22 protein-coding genes are annotated in these 19,956 nt (G+C 42.6%); 9 read left to right on the top strand and 13 right to left on the bottom strand.

Annotation, left to right across the window (positions count from 1 at the left end; translation table 11 throughout):
* Positions 1-4: 4 nt before the first annotated feature.
* The 7 genes from KNO69_RS09670 to dndD (KNO69_RS09640) form a co-directional block, all read right to left on the bottom strand.
* Entirely contained in the window at positions 5-1,123 is a 1,119-nt protein-coding gene (locus KNO69_RS09670) for a cysteine desulfurase family protein (RefSeq protein WP_214817549.1), read from the bottom strand.
* Position 1,124: 1 nt separating this feature from the next.
* Entirely contained in the window at positions 1,125-1,505 is a 381-nt protein-coding gene (locus tag KNO69_RS09665; RefSeq protein ID WP_214691170.1) for a DndE family protein, read from the bottom strand.
* Positions 1,502-3,514: a DNA sulfur modification protein DndD gene (gene dndD, locus KNO69_RS09660; RefSeq protein ID WP_214691169.1), complete on the bottom strand. Its 2,013-nt coding sequence runs from the start codon at positions 3,512-3,514 to the stop codon at positions 1,502-1,504. The genes KNO69_RS09665 and dndD (KNO69_RS09660) overlap by 4 nt, the downstream gene beginning before the upstream one ends.
* Positions 3,504-5,159 carry a DNA phosphorothioation system sulfurtransferase DndC gene (gene dndC, locus KNO69_RS09655; RefSeq protein WP_214691168.1) on the bottom strand — a complete coding sequence of 552 codons (1,656 nt, stop codon included), beginning with the start codon at positions 5,157-5,159 and terminating at the stop codon, positions 3,504-3,506. Before dndC ends, dndD (KNO69_RS09660) begins: the two co-directional genes overlap by 11 nt.
* A 28-nt stretch (positions 5,160-5,187) precedes the next feature.
* On the bottom strand, positions 5,188-6,288 hold the full coding sequence (gene dndB / locus KNO69_RS09650) for a DNA sulfur modification protein DndB (RefSeq protein WP_214817547.1): 1,101 nt from the start codon (positions 6,286-6,288) through the stop codon (positions 5,188-5,190).
* A 154-nt stretch (positions 6,289-6,442) separates the two neighbouring features.
* Positions 6,443-6,838, bottom strand: a complete 396-nt coding sequence (locus KNO69_RS09645; RefSeq protein WP_214782485.1) for a hypothetical protein — start codon at positions 6,836-6,838, stop codon at positions 6,443-6,445.
* 5 nt (positions 6,839-6,843) lie between these two features.
* Positions 6,844-9,090, bottom strand: coding sequence for a DNA sulfur modification protein DndD (gene dndD, locus KNO69_RS09640; RefSeq protein ID WP_214817544.1), 2,247 nt, complete (start codon positions 9,088-9,090; stop codon positions 6,844-6,846).
* Between the two features lie 146 nt (positions 9,091-9,236).
* On the opposite strand from dndD (KNO69_RS09640), the gene KNO69_RS09635 reads away from it, so the two are divergent.
* The 4 genes from KNO69_RS09635 to KNO69_RS15330 all read left to right on the top strand — a co-directional run bounded on the left by KNO69_RS09635 (position 9,237) and on the right by KNO69_RS15330 (position 11,778).
* On the top strand, positions 9,237-9,494 hold the full coding sequence (locus KNO69_RS09635) for a hypothetical protein (protein WP_214778973.1): 258 nt from the start codon (positions 9,237-9,239) through the stop codon (positions 9,492-9,494).
* Between the two features lie 128 nt (positions 9,495-9,622).
* Positions 9,623-11,161: a hypothetical protein gene (locus tag KNO69_RS09630; protein WP_214817542.1), complete on the top strand. Its 1,539-nt coding sequence runs from the start codon at positions 9,623-9,625 to the stop codon at positions 11,159-11,161.
* Between the two features lie 91 nt (positions 11,162-11,252).
* On the top strand, positions 11,253-11,615 hold the full coding sequence (locus KNO69_RS09625) for a hypothetical protein (RefSeq protein WP_214684787.1): 363 nt from the start codon (positions 11,253-11,255) through the stop codon (positions 11,613-11,615).
* 13 nt (positions 11,616-11,628) lie between these two features.
* Complete coding sequence (locus KNO69_RS15330; RefSeq protein ID WP_251030917.1) at positions 11,629-11,778, top strand: hypothetical protein; 150 nt, start codon at positions 11,629-11,631, stop codon at positions 11,776-11,778.
* Positions 11,779-12,082: 304 nt separating this feature from the next.
* Here the strand turns inward: KNO69_RS15330 and KNO69_RS09615 are convergent, their stop codons facing one another.
* From KNO69_RS09615 to KNO69_RS09590, 6 genes are all read right to left on the bottom strand, one after another.
* A complete protein-coding gene (locus KNO69_RS09615; protein ID WP_214817539.1) occupies positions 12,083-12,361 on the bottom strand; it encodes a CPCC family cysteine-rich protein in 279 nt (92 codons plus the stop codon).
* A gap of 77 nt (positions 12,362-12,438) precedes the next feature.
* A complete protein-coding gene (locus tag KNO69_RS09610) occupies positions 12,439-12,801 on the bottom strand; it encodes a DUF1304 domain-containing protein (RefSeq protein ID WP_214684785.1) in 363 nt (120 codons plus the stop codon).
* A gap of 1 nt (position 12,802) precedes the next feature.
* The gene (locus tag KNO69_RS09605; protein ID WP_214684783.1) at positions 12,803-13,087 is read right to left on the bottom strand and encodes a putative quinol monooxygenase; all 285 of its coding nucleotides are present in this window, start codon (positions 13,085-13,087) and stop codon (positions 12,803-12,805) included.
* A gap of 27 nt (positions 13,088-13,114) precedes the next feature.
* Positions 13,115-13,753, bottom strand: a complete 639-nt coding sequence (locus KNO69_RS09600) for a nitroreductase family protein (RefSeq protein WP_214817536.1) — start codon at positions 13,751-13,753, stop codon at positions 13,115-13,117.
* Positions 13,754-13,776: 23 nt separating this feature from the next.
* The gene (locus tag KNO69_RS09595; RefSeq protein WP_214817534.1) at positions 13,777-14,187 is read right to left on the bottom strand and encodes a MarR family winged helix-turn-helix transcriptional regulator; all 411 of its coding nucleotides are present in this window, start codon (positions 14,185-14,187) and stop codon (positions 13,777-13,779) included.
* A 104-nt stretch (positions 14,188-14,291) separates the two neighbouring features.
* Complete coding sequence (locus KNO69_RS09590; RefSeq protein WP_214687770.1) at positions 14,292-15,059, bottom strand: hypothetical protein; 768 nt, start codon at positions 15,057-15,059, stop codon at positions 14,292-14,294.
* Between the two features lie 180 nt (positions 15,060-15,239).
* Here KNO69_RS09590 and KNO69_RS09585 point away from each other — a divergent pair, with 180 nt between their 5' ends.
* The 5 genes from KNO69_RS09585 (at position 15,240) to KNO69_RS09565 (ending at position 19,899) form a co-directional block, all read left to right on the top strand.
* Entirely contained in the window at positions 15,240-15,629 is a 390-nt protein-coding gene (locus tag KNO69_RS09585) for a GntR family transcriptional regulator (RefSeq protein ID WP_078146516.1), read from the top strand.
* Complete coding sequence (locus tag KNO69_RS09580; protein WP_214687773.1) at positions 15,616-16,497, top strand: ABC transporter ATP-binding protein; 882 nt, start codon at positions 15,616-15,618, stop codon at positions 16,495-16,497. The genes KNO69_RS09585 and KNO69_RS09580 overlap by 14 nt, the downstream gene beginning before the upstream one ends.
* A complete protein-coding gene (locus KNO69_RS09575) occupies positions 16,487-17,611 on the top strand; it encodes an ABC transporter permease subunit (RefSeq protein ID WP_214687775.1) in 1,125 nt (374 codons plus the stop codon). Before KNO69_RS09580 ends, KNO69_RS09575 begins: the two co-directional genes overlap by 11 nt.
* A 12-nt stretch (positions 17,612-17,623) precedes the next feature.
* On the top strand, positions 17,624-18,088 hold the full coding sequence (locus tag KNO69_RS09570) for a DUF4825 domain-containing protein (protein WP_214730767.1): 465 nt from the start codon (positions 17,624-17,626) through the stop codon (positions 18,086-18,088).
* Between the two features lie 137 nt (positions 18,089-18,225).
* Complete coding sequence (locus KNO69_RS09565; RefSeq protein ID WP_214817531.1) at positions 18,226-19,899, top strand: AMP-binding protein; 1,674 nt, start codon at positions 18,226-18,228, stop codon at positions 19,897-19,899.
* The last annotated feature ends 57 nt before the right edge of the window (positions 19,900-19,956 follow it).

The following is a 19,956-nucleotide window of genomic DNA, read 5'->3' as shown; positions in this document are numbered from 1 at the left end:
TTACTTACAGTTCTTTGAAAATCTCTAAGTCTTTTAGTTCAATGTTTGACGATAGTGAGAATCGAATGGATGATCGAACTTCATCTAATGTTAATCCGATCGCTTGGAGGACATGACTTGGTTTACTGGAGCTACAAGCAGATCCAGTTGAGACCGCCATGACAGGAGCCAGTTGTTTTACGAGAACTTCATTGTTAATACCAACGAATTGAATATTCACAATGCCAGGAATTTTGTTTCTATGGTCACTATTAAATCGTATGTTCGAACCAAATTTTTGAGTTAAAAGTTGAACTAAATACTCTTCAAGTTTCTCTAACTTTTTGATGTTCTTGGTCAAGGATGCTTGATGCATTTCAGCTGCCTTTCCCATTCCCACAATAAGAGGAACAGCAAGAGTCCCGCCTCGAATGCCTTGCTCTTGGCCACCACCATGAATAAGTGGTGTCAATTTTCTTGGAATCCCGTCCTCATCTTTTTGTACATAAGCGATGCCGATACCTTTTGGACCGTTGAACTTATGCGCAGAAGCTGATAAGAAATGAACGTTCGTCAGTTCTGACAGGTCGATTCTCATCTTTCCGACGACATGTGTGGCATCGGTGTGAAAGAGCGCACCATATTGAGCAACTAGTTCAGAAGCTCTCTGAATGTCATTTAACGACCCTAACTCGTTATTTCCCCAAATGATTGAAACGAGTGAAGTAGGGCGTTTTTTTAGTAAAGACTCTAATTCAGAAAAATTGATTCTACCAAATTGATCGACTGACAAGTATTCAACGTGAATATTCAGTTGCTCATTTAAATACTTTGCGATTTCTAAATTAGATGAATGTTCGGCTACCGTGGTAATCACTTGATGGTCCGGTAAAGTTGAACTAACACTCTTTAAAATCCAGTTGTTACTTTCGGTCGCTCCCGAAGTAAAATACAGCTCGGTAGAAGAACAGTTAAGAAATTTACCTAACTGTTCTCGAGCATGTTCAACAGCGTTCTTAGAGTTTTCTGCCAGTGAATAATACTTGCTCGAAGGATTCCCGAACTCTTCAAGAAAATAGGGGAGCATCTCTTCAAGTACTTCTGGATAGACAGGTGTCGTTGAGCTGTTGTCTAGATAAAGCATGTTATCCCTCCTGGAGAGCCAATAACTCTCTTAAGAATTGATTGGTACTTCTAGAAAATTGGAACATTTGATAAAGCTCTTCGGCACCTCTAGTAATATGTGAATTAAAGTAATCAGGAAAATACCGTTCTTCCTCTATGTGCTGTTTAGCATGTTGAAGAATCATCATTTTAAACATCTCGTCGTGTTCTCCCGTTAAAGTGGCACGATTTATTTCAAAATTAGAAATGGGCTGACCTTTAACGCTAGGTGGAGTTTTTTCGTTTTTTAATGATATTCCAACGGCGAAACGAGCTAGGATGTTCGGTGTGATATGAGTTGAGTTTGCAATCTCTTTAAAATAGAGATGCGTTTGTTCAGTTAATTTAAGACGGTAGTTCATGAGTTTTTCACCTGCGCGTTTTCAAATTCAAAATACGATGGAATGACTCGTGTTTCTAAATGTTCATTATCAAACTGAAGACTATACTCTTTAGAAATCGATGGTTTGAGTACGTCGTAGTAATCTTTGCTAATTTCTGAGTCTGTAGATAGCACTAACACTTGTTCACCAAAGTTAGGAAGTAAGTTACGTAAAATGTTATAACGGTGATCTCGATCTAATCGGCCTAACAATGTATCGAAGATAAATGGCATTTGATTTTCGGAAACTTTGAAAATTGCCCAGATTAATGAAAGAAGTAGAATCTGTTTCTCACCAGAAGATAGCGTAGCTACAGAAATTTGAGACTGGTCTTTAGATGACAAAGTTAACGAGAAGTCTTCGGGTAGAATCGATAGCTTATCTACGTAATCTTCTTTACGCATCAATGTTTTTAACATGCGTAACGCATTTTCTTCAACACTCCGAATGACTTTATATCGCTGTTGAAGTTTGAAGTCTTCTAGTAAAGCTAATGTTGAAGTCGCATTTTGCGATAATAAGCTCGATTTTGAAGTGATTTTCTCGATTTCTTGTTGAAGTGAGGCGTTTTCTTCCACTAACATCGAGTACTGATTTTGGAGCTCTTCTTCAAGTTTAACAATACGTTCTAACTGCTCGTTCAAATGAAGATGACTAACTTTGAGTTGATTCAATTCCTCAAATTGTTTTTCAAAATCCGCATGATTTTCTTCTCGAATCACTAGTTTTCTTCGTAATATCTTCAGTTCCTCTATGATTTCGTCATCGCGATTAATGTTTGCCAAGAGAGATGAGGAAGATTGAGCGTTTACTGAAGAAATCATATTTTCAACTTTTGCCTTCGAACCGAACGAAGCGTCATGAATAATTTCAGTTTTCGGAACAGCCGTTTTTAAAGCCGCATTGAATTCATTCTTCAGTGAATCATGTCCTACAGATCCTCCTAAATTACGTGAAACATTCTTATAGAACTCATCGGTGAAGACTTTTTCTAAATCTTCTACACTTCTTATCAATAGTTCTGATTCTACTTGTTCTGCAGCTTTTTCAAGCAAGTGATGATTGATAGAAAAGGCGTAGTACTCATTGAAAAAGTCTGACGTAGATTGCTTTAATTTCTGTCGTTCTTGTTCTAGGTTTCTTATTTCCTCTTTCAATTTTGCTTCTTCTTCTTTACTAATCACGTCGTGTGCGCGTAACGATTCAGAGAAGGCAGTGATTTCGGCTTCACTAACTTCGATCTTCTGAAGAAGCTGAGATTTATCGACTTGAACGTTTTGCAATTTTTGTTCGGATTCACTTAGCTGTTTTTTAAGCTCATCTAAACGTTTTGATTTATCTTTAGATAGCTTAGTCTTGGCTTCGTCTCGTACAAGTGATTCGATTGTTTCCGTTAATAAATCTGGAATCTCTAATTTAAATGCACTTTTCATCAAATCATCTAGGTACTCAGACAGTTTCCCTTCATTAATAATTTGATTAATTGTCTCTCCATCAAATAATGAGACATTAAACAAATAAAGGGGAGTACGTTCTAAGAATAATGAATAGACTTGACTCTTATCCTTCTCTGCTAGTGCAAAGGTATTTGCATCACGATAGATGTTAAAGTATTCTTTAATATTCTTAGCGTCGATTCCCCATGATCGTTCAAATAAATAGCGTGATGTAGTTTGATTCGTTGTTGTTGTAAACGTAATTTGGATTTTTGAAATTTGTTTAGTGGTACTATATCTTTCTCGTTGATCTCTTACTTCGCTATTGATTAACTTCTCAATTTCTTTGAAGTAGGATGGAGTAGGTGCTTTAATCCCAAACGCCTGACTACCATATAATCCAGTGCGAAGTGCGTTTAAAAAGGTTGTTTTACCCGCTCCATTTTTCCCGCCGATTAAAATAACGTTTTTATTAGAGTTTTCATTCTTGAAATCAAATGTTTGATTTTTATATGCTCCAATATTCTTTAAGACAATCGATTCAATCTTCATCTCTCTCTAAAACTCCTTGCTCTTTGTAAAGGCTTAAATAGTCTTGGCTCAATAGCGCAGCGACATCTTTATTAAATCCTCGTTTAACCTTTACACCTAGAAAATCATTTGCTGTTGTAAATAGTTTTTGAACCATATTGAAATCAAGACCATACTTTTGAGAAAGAAGTTCTAAATCATTCGCTTGGTCACTTGTTAGAATCTGACGATCATCATGTTCCCAATCCAGATCGACGCCGAATACTTCGCGATAAAGTTCTGGTAACGTATCGTTCCAATCACCTTCACGGAGCCATAAGCGACGAATTGCTCGTAACTCATCATCCTGAATTAATTTGTACTCGACTGAATTTGGAACTTTTAAATCACGTTGTAAAATCAATAAGTCGCGCATTAGTTCAGTTCTAGTAGCTAGCGTGAAAGGACCAAGACCAAGGTGTGAGTATACAGATTGCCCATCCTCGTTTGTTTCAGTAACGACAAACTGAATATTGAACTCTTCAGGTTTGCTCAAGTCAATATTGTGTTTTGCGATAAATTGACTTAATTGTGCTTTAGGAACGGCAAGAACAGACTCATCAGTCAAATCTTCAATTCGGTCAACTACTTTATGAGAAGTGGCAGCACGACCGCCTTTTTTCTTTTGAACAATATAGATTCCATCTTCTTTGATTTCATGTTGAACTTCTAATAAATAGAAGGCACCATTCATTCGTTTATGCATTCGTTTAGAACGGTCGTCACGAATGAGAACCATTTTATTGCGGAACTTCAATAATGGTTTTAACCAGTCATGTTCACCAGTTTGAATAAAGCCAGTAAGCGATTTATCTTGATTGACAACCGTACACGTCCAGCAACCGAAACGGCTATTCCCACAAGAACCAGCACTTTCTTTAATGTTTTGGTCAACGACTAATGGACATTCGCTACTTGAATCCATGTACATTTTCTGTAGCTTATGATGGTCTTCCCCCCAAGGAGCTGGGTTTTGAAGAAGGTAGCTCCATACATCATCTAGAACAAATTCTTTAATTGGAGCAAATACATAAGCATTCGCTAATGATGTGTGTCGCATCAATTCGCTACCTGAAATCTCATGGTCTTTTATGGATTGGCCTCGGCTCGTGCTCTCAGATGAACGGACACCAAGTACCATAATAATTTCGCCGTATTTTGACACTTTATCTTTAATGAAGCGGTTAGCAGGGTCGATTTTAAGACGATCTGTACACCATCTAAACGTTTGGTTCGGAGTAGGGTAGCCACGTCCGATAATATTCGTCCAAAAAGTTTTTTCTGTAAGTGGTTTAACTTTTTGTGTTTCGATTGGGAGATTATATTTTAAAGCGGCTTCTTGCATGCGGTGTAAAGAGCCGTTAATCATGGAAACAACGAGTGGGTTTTCTACCAAAGTGTCAGAAGAAATGATAAACACCTTCTTATGCAACTGTTCTGGTGAAAGCTCTAGCAACGCTTCGAAAATGAGTTGAGTCGTTAGTGTAGAATCTTTTCCGCCACTAAATCCGACCACCCATGGACGTGTGTCATTTAAATACACACGTTTGATCAAATCGATGGAGCGTCTAGAAACAGTATCTCCTTCATGCTGAGTAAATAAGTTACTAATAATACCTTGTGTCATAAATTGTCATCCTCTCGTGCCAAAACAGTCATAATACGTTCATGCTTGATTTTTGTTGATCGAAATCTTTCTCTTCTTTCGTGAGCTTGATGCCGATTAGCGATTTGATTCGTATGGCAGTCAATCGAATAGTGTAGTTGTTCTTTAAAATTCTGCCGTTTTCGTTAAAGGCACGACCTTTCCAATCTTTTTCGTTTGAACGGCTCCAATCAATATCTTTAAATTTTGTAAGGTAGGCTGTCCATGTATCAGGTTTTTGTTCAATTAAAGAGCGCGCAACTTCAGCCGCTGCTTCGATAAATAAACCTTGACCCGCAATTGAAATCATACGTAAATCACGAGGGGAGATTTCTTTATTAAATACTTGTTCCCATTCATGAATACTATTGCATAGAGTTAGCCAAAACGTTTTGATGTTCAATGCGTCTTCTTCAGTTAAAAGAGCACCTTTTTTCTTATTAATTAGTCGTTTATTTGCATTATAAATATGATTTAGCGCTAAAAGTTTTGGTGAATTCTTGGAGAGGGACGTTTTCTCCATTTCTGTATACCGTTTTAACAGCGGAATCTCTTCAACGATTTCTTTAGTTAGGAGCGATAACTGATCGCGATGGTCATATAAAATACCGATAGATGACGTTGTGTTAACGGCATGTCGATTCAAATCTGAAAAGATTTGTTGAGACCGTTCTAGACCTTCATCATGAAAGAATACAACAGAAATTGTTTCATTACCTAATTCAGGCATAATTTTTAAAGCCTCTTCAATCGCTGCTCTCCGGTGTTGACCATCATTTATTAAAAAACGAGAATCTAATGTGATCGAGAGCTTGCCTAAGTCTTTAAAATTCGGCTCATCCGAAAAAGGAGTGAACTGAATTTCACCATCAATGGAAGCTGTAAGTGATGAAAATACATAGTCCTTAGACTGATCTACAATGTAATTTGTGATATCTGGGACTCGAGATTTATTCAAAATTCGCTGTGAGCGATATTGTGGTGGGACTTCCTCTTCATCGAATAAGAAGATTTTTGGAATCAGTTTTAACGGGCACATAACGACGAAATATTCTTTTTCTGCCTGTTTTCCTCGTAATGCGGGGAAGTTATAGCTGAAATTAGGATCCATACAATATCCTCCTTCTATATATTACATATGATATTACGTACGTAACTTGTTGTTTTTATAATGAAAGTCTAACATATGTGTTCGTATAAAAATAGCGAACAGACTTTACAATATAGAAATTTCGATAAAAAATCTCAGCGGGAATCCGCTGAGATTAAGCTGTTAATAGTTTGATCAAAAAATCCTCCTCAAATAAATCGCTACTTGATTCTATAAGTGAATAAATGCTCATCGTACCTAGTTCGATATATTTTCGCATTGCATCACGAATGTCTTTTTCCTCTGTAATTTCCTTTTGCATGTCATTGATGATTAAATGCTTACCCAGGAGATAGTCATTTCCATTGATAATCGCACCCATATCCCATGTACCAGATTTAAGTTCCTCGGGTAATGACGATTGATTATTAAAATTTTCAATCCCGTGCATTAAACATATTTTTACGACAAATGGTCTAGCGTCTTTTGGGGCATAGTGATCCAAGTGTTGAATAATTTCATCGATTCTGTCTTTTGTAATTTTAGATAGTTTTATTCCTTTTGAGTCCATAATTTTTATCCTCTCACAATTTCGAAGTAACCCTCACGAATGAGTGTATATTTATCGTTTTGGTTATAGTCCAACATAATCTGTTTTGAAGTATATTCTTTCATTAGATTCACATATTCAGGTGTGATTTCGGTATCCGTGGAAAGAATAACAACCTGATTACTAATATGTTTGTAGAAATGTTCAACTAAATTTCTTCGGTGATAACTATCGAGACGCCCGAGAGGTGTATCAATAATCATAGGTAGGTCTAAGTCAGCAGCTTTAATCATTGCCCAAATAAATGCCGAAGAGATGATTTGCATTTCACCAGCTGATCGTTCTTCTATAGCGATTTCTGCACCTCGTTCATTTTCGATTCGAATCATCATCATATCTCGGTCAATGAATGCTCTACCGAATTCGTCCTGTTTCCGCATAAGGGTATTGAGCATTTCATTAAACTCACGGCTTATCACATCGATTTTCCAATGCAGTACTTTCGTTGCGTACTCTTCAATTGCAATTTTAATTTCACCGATAATTTTTACATCGTCTGCTAAATCAATGGCATTTGATGCAGTAGACTTAGTACCTTTTAATTTTGCTTCAATCGAACGGATTTCTTGAATGCACTCTTGTTCTTTTTTCTTTAGCTTCATATAAAGATTTTTCGCTTTTCCAAGCATTTCTGTCGTCTCTTGGATGTTTTTATCTTCCTCATCAACACTGACAGCAGAGGGTGCAAGTTCGATTTTTTGCTGTAACTGATCAATCGAATATTTAATATTGTTCGACTTTTTGATTAACTCAACAATCTGTTGTTTGATTGTCCCCGCGTTGATATTCATTAAGTATCTGCGGTCGTTCGGAGAAAGGTCGTGCCAAATGTTTTGGTCTTCTTGCTTGATTGGAGTACGGGTTGTTTCTTTTGATAACCAAATCCCTTTCCCAATCTCCTCAACTTGACGAAGCTGTTCTTCGGTCAACGGTGGATCGATTGGTTCAGATAAAAGTTTAGACATGAATTGGTGGTAAGGCGCCAATACTTGTTCAATTTTTTGTTGGTCTGAAATGATTTGTTGTTCAGCTGTTAAGCGTTCGTTTAAGAGTCTGATTTTTTTGGATGCAAAAGATGGAATTGCCTGCTCAGCAAACAGTTTCGAGATTTGGTCCATTGTTTGTTTATATTGAACCTGCAATGCACTCATTGAAGCAGCAAATTCCTCACGTGATTCACTGTTTTGCGTTAACTTGTCGTTCCGAAGTTTTTTATAATAATCAAGTTTTTTATTATAAGTAGAAACTCGCTCTTCACTCTTGCTTCTTTTTTCAGACCATTCACTAAGTTGTGCTTTAAGGTCTGTAATTTTTTTGTTGAATTTTAACAACTCCGTACTCTTTTGAGCGACTGCGAGTTCGTTTTGCTTGCGGGAATAAATTTTGTCTAAGTCGTTTTTTAAAATATTAAAATGTAAGAATCCATTCATACGCTCGATGGTTACCTTAAAGTCTGTAGAATTTCGAGATGAAATAATACGTCGAATTTCTTCACCATCAAAGATTAAAAATTGAGAGGCGTCAAATGGAATCAATTTATCAATTGTTCGATTAAAATCATCCACATTGTGTGGAGTGATCTCTTCATTTCGTTTTGGACGTGCTGCACCAATCGTTCGTTTGCTGAATGTTTTATTCTCGGATACAACCCGCTTCTTGCTATCATATTGCCAAACCACTTTGATTTCATAATGATGACCATCACCTGGTTCGAAAATCAGTGAAGCACTAGCTTCTCTTCCACCCTTTTCAAAAAAAGAGTTATTAATAGTATTAGTGAACTGTTGCTGGAATTCAGCATCCGTCATTCCTCGTCTACCAAATAGTAAGTACCGAACGGCTTTTAAGATTGTCGTTTTGCCTGCACCGTTCAACCCACCAATTAAAACGATGTTTTTCTCATCTGTATGTGTATCGAAATTGATTGTTTGCGTATTTAAATAAGTTTTGTAATTATTTAATTGGATCCGCACAAACTTTAAGCCTGACTTTTTAGAATTACCAATAGATTGAGTTAGAGAATTACCTTTTTTAATCAAATACTTTAATTCTTCTTCTAACTCTTTTTGTCTTTTTGTTGGAGTCATTGCTTCCCCATAGTAATTAGCTTTCGATGTTGTGAGAATGTTTTGAAGAAGATTAGGGGAAAGGTCATGCCGTAAAGCAACTTCCTCTAAAATCTCTCTTTCAGTGTTGTAAATCTTTTGGTTCATATCGATTTCCTTTCTTCCAAACATGAGATATTCAGGTCTATATTCCTATTATAAAGGAAATACATCTAAAAACCTGTAACTTTTTTAGAAAGGGTATGGATAAATTAGGTATACATAATTGCTAATTATATAAGGAGATGAAAGATGTGAAACGCCTGTTACTACGCAAAATCCAATTCGCCCTCCAATACCATGGTGGGACGGCATCTTTAAAAGACATTTATGCGTATGTCGAAAAATCATACTACCAACTCGAGCTCGATCGATATAAAGATTGGAAAGGGCACGTCAATAAACAGATTCGTGCACATTCTAGTGATTCGGCGAGTTTTACCGGAAAAGAAGACCTCTTTTATTCCACAGGAAATAAAGGAATTTGGGGCCTCAGACAGTCCAATAACTAACGAAAGCGGGACCAATTTCACTTGGTTCCGCTTTCAATGTTTACAAAACATCACACCCTATTGTCACATAATGTTCATTCCTGTACACTTCGATATTGTGTGCTAAAAATTATGTTAGGGGTTAGTCAATGGAACTTGTACAGCAATTATCTCAAATGCAACTGATCAACCAATTCTGGTTGCTTATGGCCTTCGTCATTCCAATGGTCATTTTATCTCGTATGGTCGTGGCTGGGACGCGCTTCTCGCCGATCCTCGTCATCGTCATCTTCGGTCTCGGTCTCGGATTCGGTATGGTCGAAATCGGTATCGCGACGCCGGGTCTTCCTGAATTCCCGCTTGTCGACTTCTTGTCACGGACGACGATCATCGCGTTAGTCGTTTCGTTCTTCGTCGGTGGACAAGAACTTCGTAAAATCTTGAGTAAACAAGAGCTCGACATGGAGGACATCGTCATTCCTGCCAAAGAGGAGATGTTCCTCGGGACAGGACGTACGCAGTTCATCTTCATCCTTCGTTCGTTCTTCTTGCTCGTCGGTTTGGAAGGATTCTTCCGTATGGCAATCGAGCCAGGTACGGCAGAAGGGATTGCGCTTTACTACCCAATCCTCGCACTCCTCGGTCTTGCGGTGTCGTTCTTACTCATCGACCATAAAGCACAGATTCAGGACAAGAAAGTATACATGCAAAAAGGTGTCATCGAGACTGTCCTCTTGCTTGTCATCTTGTTCGTCTCGTTCTTGATTGCGACAGCGGTTCAGCCGATTATCGCACTTCCGCAAATCTTCTTTGCGATGTTGATTTCGTCAGCACTCGGTGCCATCTTCCATAACTGGACGTATGGACCGACTGTCCGCGCGCTTCTCTTCGCAGGGATCCCGGTCGTCTTGGCTGCTAACTTCATGGTCGGGGGTTCACGAATCGGTGACGCGTTCGCCATCGAAGGCATGAACTCGATTCTCGTCTACGGTTTCTTCGGTCAGTTGTTCTGGATGTTCGGTGGGATCGCGCTCATCATGTGGTTCGCTCGCACGGGTCACATCCGTAATCTCGCACCAGGTATGGCAGGGTCACTTTCACACAGTGGTCTCACAGGAGCGTGTACGGCTGGTGACTTCGGTCAAGTAGCAGCGAAACGTGCGCCAATCATGATCAACATCCCGTTCTTCGGACATATCTTCGTCTTCTCAATCCTCGCGGTCAGTGCCGACAACGGTGCGCTCTGGATTTGGCCGACAGCCATCATCGTTTTGGTCGGTCTCGTACTTACTGCGCTCGCGTTGAAAAACTTACGCGCGGCGAACGGGGAAGACTTCAAAGAAGTCAAAGCCCTTATGCAGTTCTCGTTCGGATGGCAGATGATGGCCGTCTTCGGTGGTCTCGTTATCTTGGCGTTCAGCACAATTGCGTTTGATTACACGACGATGGCACAATCGTCAGCGATCTCGCACTTCGGCTTGTTCGCAGCGGTTCAAGGTGGAATGTTCGGAACGGAAGCGTCACTTCTCATCCCGCTCATCTTCTCGATGCCGTTCCTCGTGCATCCGATCGTCTTCTACATGTTTGGGAAAGCGCTCGACAACAATGGCGAAATGCCACGAGTACCGGTATATGCGATGGCGCTCGTTGGTGTCGTCGGTGTATCTGCAGCGATTTTCGCCTTATAATTGGACTCCGCTCTGACTTCGTCAGGGCGGTTTTTTAATTTTGATGAAATGGATATGGTAGACTTTGGATAGTGAGAGCAGGGGAGAGCGTATGAAAAAATGGTTGTTCATCGGTTTTGTTGTGTTGATTGTAGCTTGGGCCAGGGTGACACCGATGTATACGATAAGCCCAGGTATGGATGACTTTATAAGCTGGTTCGAGGAAACCTATTCGGTACAATGTGAAGATGAGAGCTGTGACGCATTTACGCTGATTGGGGATCAGACAAATACATATGTGAATCAAGAAGGGTATATGAAACAATCAAGTGGCTTTTTCACTTTTGACATGGAGGTCAGGCGATTATATCGAAGTGTCGAAGAACCCGAAAGAGTCGGGACGATTGAAGTGAGATGGAATCAAGATTCGTTTGAGATTACGGAAGAGACGGGTATATTTGTTGCTTCACCGTAGGATGCTTGAAAGCATGCTGATGATCACTCAAGATGTAAAGGGAGAGCGCTATGAGGCGCTCATCGATGTTTTGCTTGAGCACTGCACTCACTTTGCGTTCGTGGAAGACAGGCGACGCATGGAGATTGAAGAGGAGCGTCTAGCGTATATGGATATGTACTGACTGAAGAGATTCTTTGGGATTTGATTGAACGAACTATCGTAAGTGAGTGGGAGACAACACGACTGTCTGTGGATACAGCGTATCTATATTCGTTTCATATGAATTACAGGACGGTACAGTTCTAAAAAGAACGGGGTCGTTCATTATTCAGTTGGATTCATCCGAAACTTCCGGAAGACTTGATGTTTTATACGGGAGAGACATGTGTGCTTGCGGTATGCTCCCATGAATCGTTCTTTGTCGTCGATGAAGAGATGTGGTTAGATGAATGATCAATGTCACCTCTTATATGGGTGACCTTGTATTAAGTCAACTTGCTAGAGAAGGGTCTCCAGTCTGGGTCTTTTCTGTCGTGTTTATTCGGTTTTCTGACATCATCACAAAAGAGCCGTTCACTCGCACCAAATTGAATGTAATTTTGTTGAGCCTGTCGAAGTGATACCGTATTCGCACCGCCTTCAAAATCGGGATCATCGAATTGAACCCCGTCATCTTCCCAAAAACAGATTCGACAAATGTCGTATGTGCCTGGTGGTTCCTCTTCTAACGTCTGATAGCCACAGCATGGGCATGTGTATCTCACCATCATCACCTCACTATTTAGTATAGAGGATACAAGCAAAAAGCGTTCGACCATTTTCTCAGGTCGAACGCTTTCTGTCATAAGATCACCATCGAGATCAACGTCAAGATGGCAAGCCCACCTTGTGTCAGAATAATCTTCTTGTCACTCGTGATACTGCCATATAGGGCAACGAGGATGATATAGGTCAGGATCATGGTGACAATCTCGACCGGGTTTGGGGAAAGGTATAGTCCGTACAAGAGCCCGACCCCAATCAATCCGTTATAGACGCCTTGATTTTTGAACAAAACCGACACCGAGTCTCTCGTCAGCTCGTCTTTCGATAGACGGAAGACGCGTGACGTCGACGAGGATGCCGTCGCAATCGTCTCTAAATAGAAGATATAGAAGAATTCGATGGCGACGAGCGTTCCGAGCACAAGGGTGAGCGTCGACATATTAGTTGACCGCCGCTACTTGCACGACCGGTTTCGCTGACACGTAGTTCGCCACGTTTTGTGCGAAGTTGATGAGGACTGGGTTTTGGTTGTGCTGCTCGAGAGCGGCTTGGTCTTCCCAGTTCTCGATCATGACGAAACGGTTCTCGACAGATGTTGACTCGTATAGGTCATATCCGACACACCCTGCTTCTTGTTTTGATGAGTCGATCAAGATTTGGATATCGCGCAAGAAGTTCTCACGTTGTAATACTTGGATATCGAATGTGGCGTTGACTAAAATCACGGTTGATTCCTCCGATTGTTAAATGAATTATTTGAATGATGTGACCGTTTGAGCATCAAGGCGAACTGATTCGTAACCTTCTTCTGCCGCTTTTCCGACAGATAAGATCATGACTGGTACGTAACGATCTTTATCGAGACCGAACGCTTCTGCAAGTTGGTCTTTCTCGAAACCGCCGATTGGGTTCGTGTCATAGCCGTGTGCACGAGCTGTGAGCATGAATTGCATCGCTGCGAGACTCGCATCGATCTTCACGATGTCGTTCATCTCTTGTTTCGAGAGATTTTTGTAGTAAGGGATGATCGCGTCGAGCTGTTGGTCACGTACTTCTTGTGGCATTTTACCTTCTGCGACCGCTTGATCGTAGATTTGTTCGCCGTACTCGTAGCACTCCATGTCTCCGAAGATGAGGAGCATCGCAGAAGACGTGTCGTTTTGACGCGTGTTGAAACGGATAAGCGGTTTGAGCGTCTCTTTCGCTTCTGGGCTCTCGACGACGACGAAACGCCATGGCTGCATGTTGACCGATGATGGGGCAGTCGTTGCTTCTTGAATCATCTCGAGCATTTCTTCTTGTGAGATTTTCACGTTCTCGTCATAGACACGGATTGATTTGCGACCGAACATGACGTCTGTAAATGTATTGTTTTTGAATGTAGTTGCCATTGGTGAATTCCTTCTTTCTCTGTTTAGGCGTGACTGTTCAATTTTTGAAGCAGCGCGGATAAGTGTTGAATCTCTTCAGCGGACAAGGCTTGTAAGACGAGATGGTTGGCCCGTTCGTCTCGCTCGCAATCCCTTAGGTCTTGCTCTGCTTTCTCTGTCACACAGACGAACATCTCGCGATGGTTCTCCGCGTTCCGCTCTCTGACGACAAATCCTTTCTCTTCAAGGATTTTCAAATGTCGAGTGATGGCGGCATTGTCGATTTTCATCTCTTCCTTAATCGCACGTTGCGAACAAACGCCTCGTTCTTTGACGACTTGTAACATCTCGTAGCGGGTCAGGCTGAATCCTGTCTCCCGTTCGAACGACGATGCGACATTTTGTTCCGCCACCTTGATTTGGTAAAGTAATCGGCTGATTTCACGTAGGTCCATTGCGTCCCACCTTTCTCAATTGACTTATCAATCGTTGACTTGTCAAACGATACAACGTTTTGGATTGCCTGTAAAGTCAAACGCTCAAAAAAGACGACACCGGATTATTGTGTCGTCTTCTCTTCGATAGGGGTGCCATCAAATCGATATTCTGTCGTGAATGTCGTATCGTCGAATCCATACAGGCGGTCATAGGCGTTCAAATCCTCAATCGTCCGCACATCGAGGAAGGACGGGTCGATGTCAGACGCTTTGCGCGTGAACATCATGTACCGTTCTGTGTAATCATCATTTCCTCCAGGCTTCCCGTCGAACGAGAAGTGAATCGAATAGACGTCGGATTCCACTTCACGGATGACATCGAGGATTCGTTGTTTCTGTTCGTCCGTATTGTTCCAGTCTTCATGAAACATGATCGAGACGTCGAGATACGTCTTCGGATTCGTTTCATAGATGGACGGCGGGGCCGGGCTGACTTTTGCTTGCACATCATCGGACACTCCGGTCGGTACTTCCGCACGGACGGTCTCTTCTTCTTTTAAGATTCTTTTCGAAACGAGGCGCTCGTGAATCGTCCGCTCTGCCTCGCGTTCCCAATACGTCTCGAGCACGTTATCGTGGATGGAGCCGTCACCATACGTTTCGAGAATATAAGTTCCGGCGAACGGTTCGTTCGTCAATGTGACTTCCCCGACATAACCGCCCATCTTCCAATCGCGTGACAGCTCGATATCGGGTTGTTCGTTGTACGTTTCCTTCACATACGCGGTATAAGTCTCCCGTGCCTCTGACTTTTCAATCGTCGTATATACGAAGAGCCCGCCAGCAAGAACCCCACCGACCATACTTGCCAGTAATCGTTTTTTAATCATTTCGTCACCTCTCGTTCAATCTACCTGATATTGAAGGAGAATACCTCGGTCCAAAGTCTTATTCAAATCATTTCCATTTCGCTGTAAACTAAAAGTGCCCTCAAAGAACTATTGTAATTGCGTGTACTAATACATATAATACACTTAAAGAGTAACATTGACTATGAGAGGGTGTGACCCATGTTATACAAAATCGATATGAAAAGTTCAGAACCGCTATACGAACAAATCGTCAATCAAACGAAAGAGCTCGTTATCCGTGGAATTTTACGACCCGGAGATAAGGTGATGTCCGTGCGTGAACTCGCCACCGATCTTGTCATCAATCCGAATACGGTCAGTAAGGCGTATCAGGAGTTGGAACGGCTCGGGCTGCTTGAGATGCGACGTGGGCGCGGGACGTTTGTCTCCGAGGACTGGGTGGACGATGATGCGGCACGTGAGCCGGTCATCGCCTCGATCAAAAAGATTGCGATTGATTGCCACTATGCGAACGTGCCGTTAGACGAAGCCATTGGCGTATTGCGAACGGAATATGAGAAAGTAGGGAAATCCAATGCTGAAAGTTGAACAGTTAAGTAAAAAAATTGACCGTCAAACAATTTTGGACGGAATTGACTTTACTGTCGAGTCAGGAGAAATCATCGCGCTCGTCGGACGTAACGGTGCCGGCAAGACGACACTTCTCCGGACGATGGTCGGCATCATCCGCCCAGATCAGGGAGACGTGCTTTATGGAACGAAAAGTATCTTTAAAGATGCCGGATTGAAGCGGGACATCATCTTCGTACCGGATTCGGCGGACGCGCTCAAACACTATACGGTAAACGAGGCGACGGACTTGTATGAGTCAATCTACCCGTCGTTCAATCGTTCCGCCTTCCGTGAGACATTGACGCGTTACAACATCGACAACAAAAAAATTCGCCAACTCTCAAAAGGTCAAAAGGCGCTCGTCACGTTATCGCTCGCTTTCGCCGTCCAAGCGAAATACTATCTGCTCGACGAACCGACGGACGGTCTAGACGTCGTCGCCAAGTCAGACGTGTTGAAACTGATGATTGCCCAAGTCGAGAAACGGAACTGCTCGATTATCGTCTCGAGCCACCAGTTACACGAACTTGAACGAATTGCCGACCGCATCATCATGATCGAGAGTGGACGCGTCAAAGCAATCATGTCGCTCGAAGAGGCGCGTGCTCTCAGTATTAAGTGGCAAGTCGTCTTCAACGACCATGTCCCGGTCGAGTTGCTCGAACGAAAAGATATTGAAATCATTAGTGTGACAGGACGTGTCGTGCTGTTCATGGCGAAAGAACGCACAGACGAGCTCGAGGCGTTTATCGATTCATACAATCCGATGCTCATCGAAGAGATCCCGATGTCTCTCGAAGACGTATTCCGTATCCAGTTAGGAGGAGAAGCCCATGCCGTCTAAAGTGTTGTTGAAAAAAGATTGGAAACAAGTGTCGCTGCTTTGGATCTTGCTCGTTTTTTTAGGCGTCATCGCCTTCACGGTGCCGGTATGGACGCAAATGCAGGTGTATGAGGAACAGATTCGCGATATGCAAGAAAATCCAAGTGATTATTCGGATGTAATCCAAGAAGATATAGAGACGATGACTACCGAGGACTTTTTCAATAGCAATTCTGATTTCGGATATTTAGGAGGACTCGATGCACTCATTCCGATGGGGGTCGTCGTCTTCTTATTTGTCATCTTCGGTGCGCTTATGGCATCCGTACTGATTGGAAGTGAACGAAACAGTCAAATGTCGGACTTTTCGATGTCGCTACCATATACCCGCACCCAGCTGTACATATCAAAATGGGTGATTGGTGTTACAGGGATTGTTCCAGCGACATTGGTAGGGGGGGCATTGATGTTTCTCATCATCCGTCTTTCTGACTATTCCTTCTTACTTGATGGCAATGAGGTCAAAGTGCTCGGATTGATTGTTTTCCTACTTTTGTCGGGCATCTCATTTTTCTCGGTATCGCTATGGATGGGATCATTTGGTGGTGAGTCGATCTCACAAGTCGTTTGGACATTTGTGGCACTTGTCTTCCCGATGGGGATTGTAGCCCTCATTCAAGGATCGCTCATAGCCTTTTCTCCAAATCTTTCATATACACTTTTTGACGAGGTATTTGAAAGTGTACCGATGCGAATCCTGTCACCGTTGAATAACATCGTCAATACAGATATGTATTCAATCTTTGATTCTCGAGCGGAGTGGACGGAATTCCTTACAATCGGTTTGTCCAGTTCGATTGTCTTTATCGTTCTAACATTTGGTCTCGGATTGTGGATGTTCAAGGAAGCACCACAAGAAAATAATGGCCGCTTCTTTATGTTCTCGAACTGGTTATGGCTCATCCATATCGTTATCGTTATTTGTTTCGCAATGTTAGGCGGTGTGTTCTTCTCGGGAATTTTTTACCCGCAAAGCGTGATGTTATATGTTGTCGGTTTTGTGATCGGAGCGTTCTTAGCACACTTACTCGCTAAACGCTTGCTTTACCGCTTCAACTTGAGACTCAAATCGTAAGGAGGGACACCTATGAAACGCTTCTGTCTGTTGCTCGTACTCGTCATCTCACTGGCAGGATGTATGAACCCGGAACCGGACGCCTTTGAATACAAAGGGGCGAAAGTCGGGGACAATGCAGCCGTCGTCGGCATTGCCGGAAGTTTGCCGCTACATGAATGCTATCAATCGGTCGAACTGCAGACGAAGAAGCGTCCTTATGGGTTGACCGTCCGTTACGAAGATCCGGGAATGGAACGAGCGGAACAAGAACGTCTGGCGATTCGGAATGCAGCTGCCTATTTTACCCTCATCCCGAACGCCGAAATTGTCCGCTTTGCATTCCCGAACCGGACCTACGCTTTCTCTCGACCCGAGATGGAGGCATGGTTCGGGACTGACTTCTCAAATATTCGTCATGAAAAAGAATTGCAACAACTTATGAATCAGAAGCTTGAACAACTGGATTCGAAAGATTCCTATTTTAGGCGGGTATGACAGCGATTGGATAACAAATCCAATCGCTTTTTTTGATATTTTCTGAAAATTATCGGGTAAAGGGTAGATGAAAGCGTTTTCTTAGCATTATAATAGGGGTAACTGAATGAGTATTCATTTCCTAAGGAGGAACAGCGATGAACAAACCGTGGTTACAAGATTATCCAGAAGGAATGCCCCAGTCAATCGATTATGAGGTAAAGCCGCTCTATGAGGCATTGTCTCGCGCAGCAAAGGATTATCCGAATCGTACGGCCGTCTCCTTTATCGGAAAGGAGTGGACATTCGCGGAAATCGATGATGCCGCACGTCGACTCGGAACGATGCTTCAAGCGAAAGGGCTTGAAAAAGGCGACCGCGTCAGCCTCATGCTTCCGAACTGTCCTCAATACGTCATCTCGTTCTATGCCGTGCTCTATGCAGGTGGGACGGTCGTCCAGACGAACCCGCTTTACACGGAACGAGAGCTAGAAAACCTCGTCACGGACGCAGGGGTCAAAATTGTCATCACCCTCGATCTGTTATATCCGAAAACGCTTCGCGTCAGTGAGAAGACGGAGATTCAAACCGTGATCACGACGAGTATCGCTGATTACTTACCATTCCCGAAAAACAAACTGTATCCAATCAAAGTGAAACGTGAGAACAATATCGTCATCGATACGACCGGATCGACGCCGTTCAAAAATTATAAAGACTTTAACCCTATCACGCCGCTCGACATCGAACCGAAAGAAGATGTCGCCGTTCTTCAATACACTGGGGGGACGACGGGACTTCCGAAAGGCGTCATGTTGACCCACTTCAACTTGACGGCGAACGCGGATCAAATCACGAACTTATTCTATAAGTATAATCGTGGGGACGAGAAACGCGTCTTGTGTGTCGTACCGTTCTTCCACGTCTATGGGATGTCGTGCTGTCTGAACTTCGGGGTCACGAACGGCTATGAGCTCGTCCTCGTACCACGTTTCGAAGTGACGGATGTCTTGAAGACGATTCAGAAGAAAAAGCCACACTTCTTCCCGGGCGCACCGACGATGTACGTCGGAATCTTGAACGACCCGAAACTGAAGAAGTATGATTTGTCTTCGATCGAGGCGTGTATCTCGGGTTCAGCACCACTTCCAATTGAAGTGCAAGAGGAATTTGAGAAGATCACAGGAGGTCGCATCGTCGAAGGATACGGTTTGTCTGAGACGTCGCCGGTCACGCATGCGAACTTCTTATGGGATAAGCGAATCGTCGGCTCAATCGGTGCCCCGTTATCGGACACTTCTGCTAAAATAGTAAAAGCAGACGGAGAGACCGAGGCGGACATCGGAGAAATCGGGGAGATCATGTTGAGCGGTCCGCAAGTCATGAAAGGCTACTGGCAGAAGCCGGAGGAGACGGCAGCCGTCTTGAAAGATGGGTGGCTCGCGACGGGTGACCTCGGCTACATGGACGAGGACGGGTTCTTCTATATTGTCGACCGGAAGAAAGACATGATCATCGCAGGTGGCTTTAATGTCTATCCGCGTGAAATCGAAGAAGTGCTCTACGAACATCCGGCCGTGAAGGAAGCGGTCTGTATCGGTGTCCCAGATCCATATCGGGGTGAAACGGTCAAGGTGTTCATCGTCCTTCGCGACGGCTCTAGTGTGACGGAAGAAGAACTCGACAAACATTGTCGCGAGAAGCTTGCGGCTTATAAAGTGCCAAAGTTGTATGAGTTCCGCGACGAGTTGCCGAAGACGTTCGTCGGTAAGATTTTACGCCGTGTCCTCGTCGACGAAGAGAAGGCCAAACAAGTGAAACAAAGCAGTTGACACCAAGCGTACGCATGATAGAATAATAAATGAATGAACCATCATTCATTTTTCTGC

The organism is Exiguobacterium sp. s131, from assembly GCF_018617345.1.
GTDB classification, from domain to species: domain Bacteria; phylum Bacillota; class Bacilli; order Exiguobacteriales; family Exiguobacteriaceae; genus Exiguobacterium; species Exiguobacterium profundum.
Note: the sequence above shows the minus strand (reverse complement) of the source record. Positions and strands in the feature narration are given on the sequence as shown.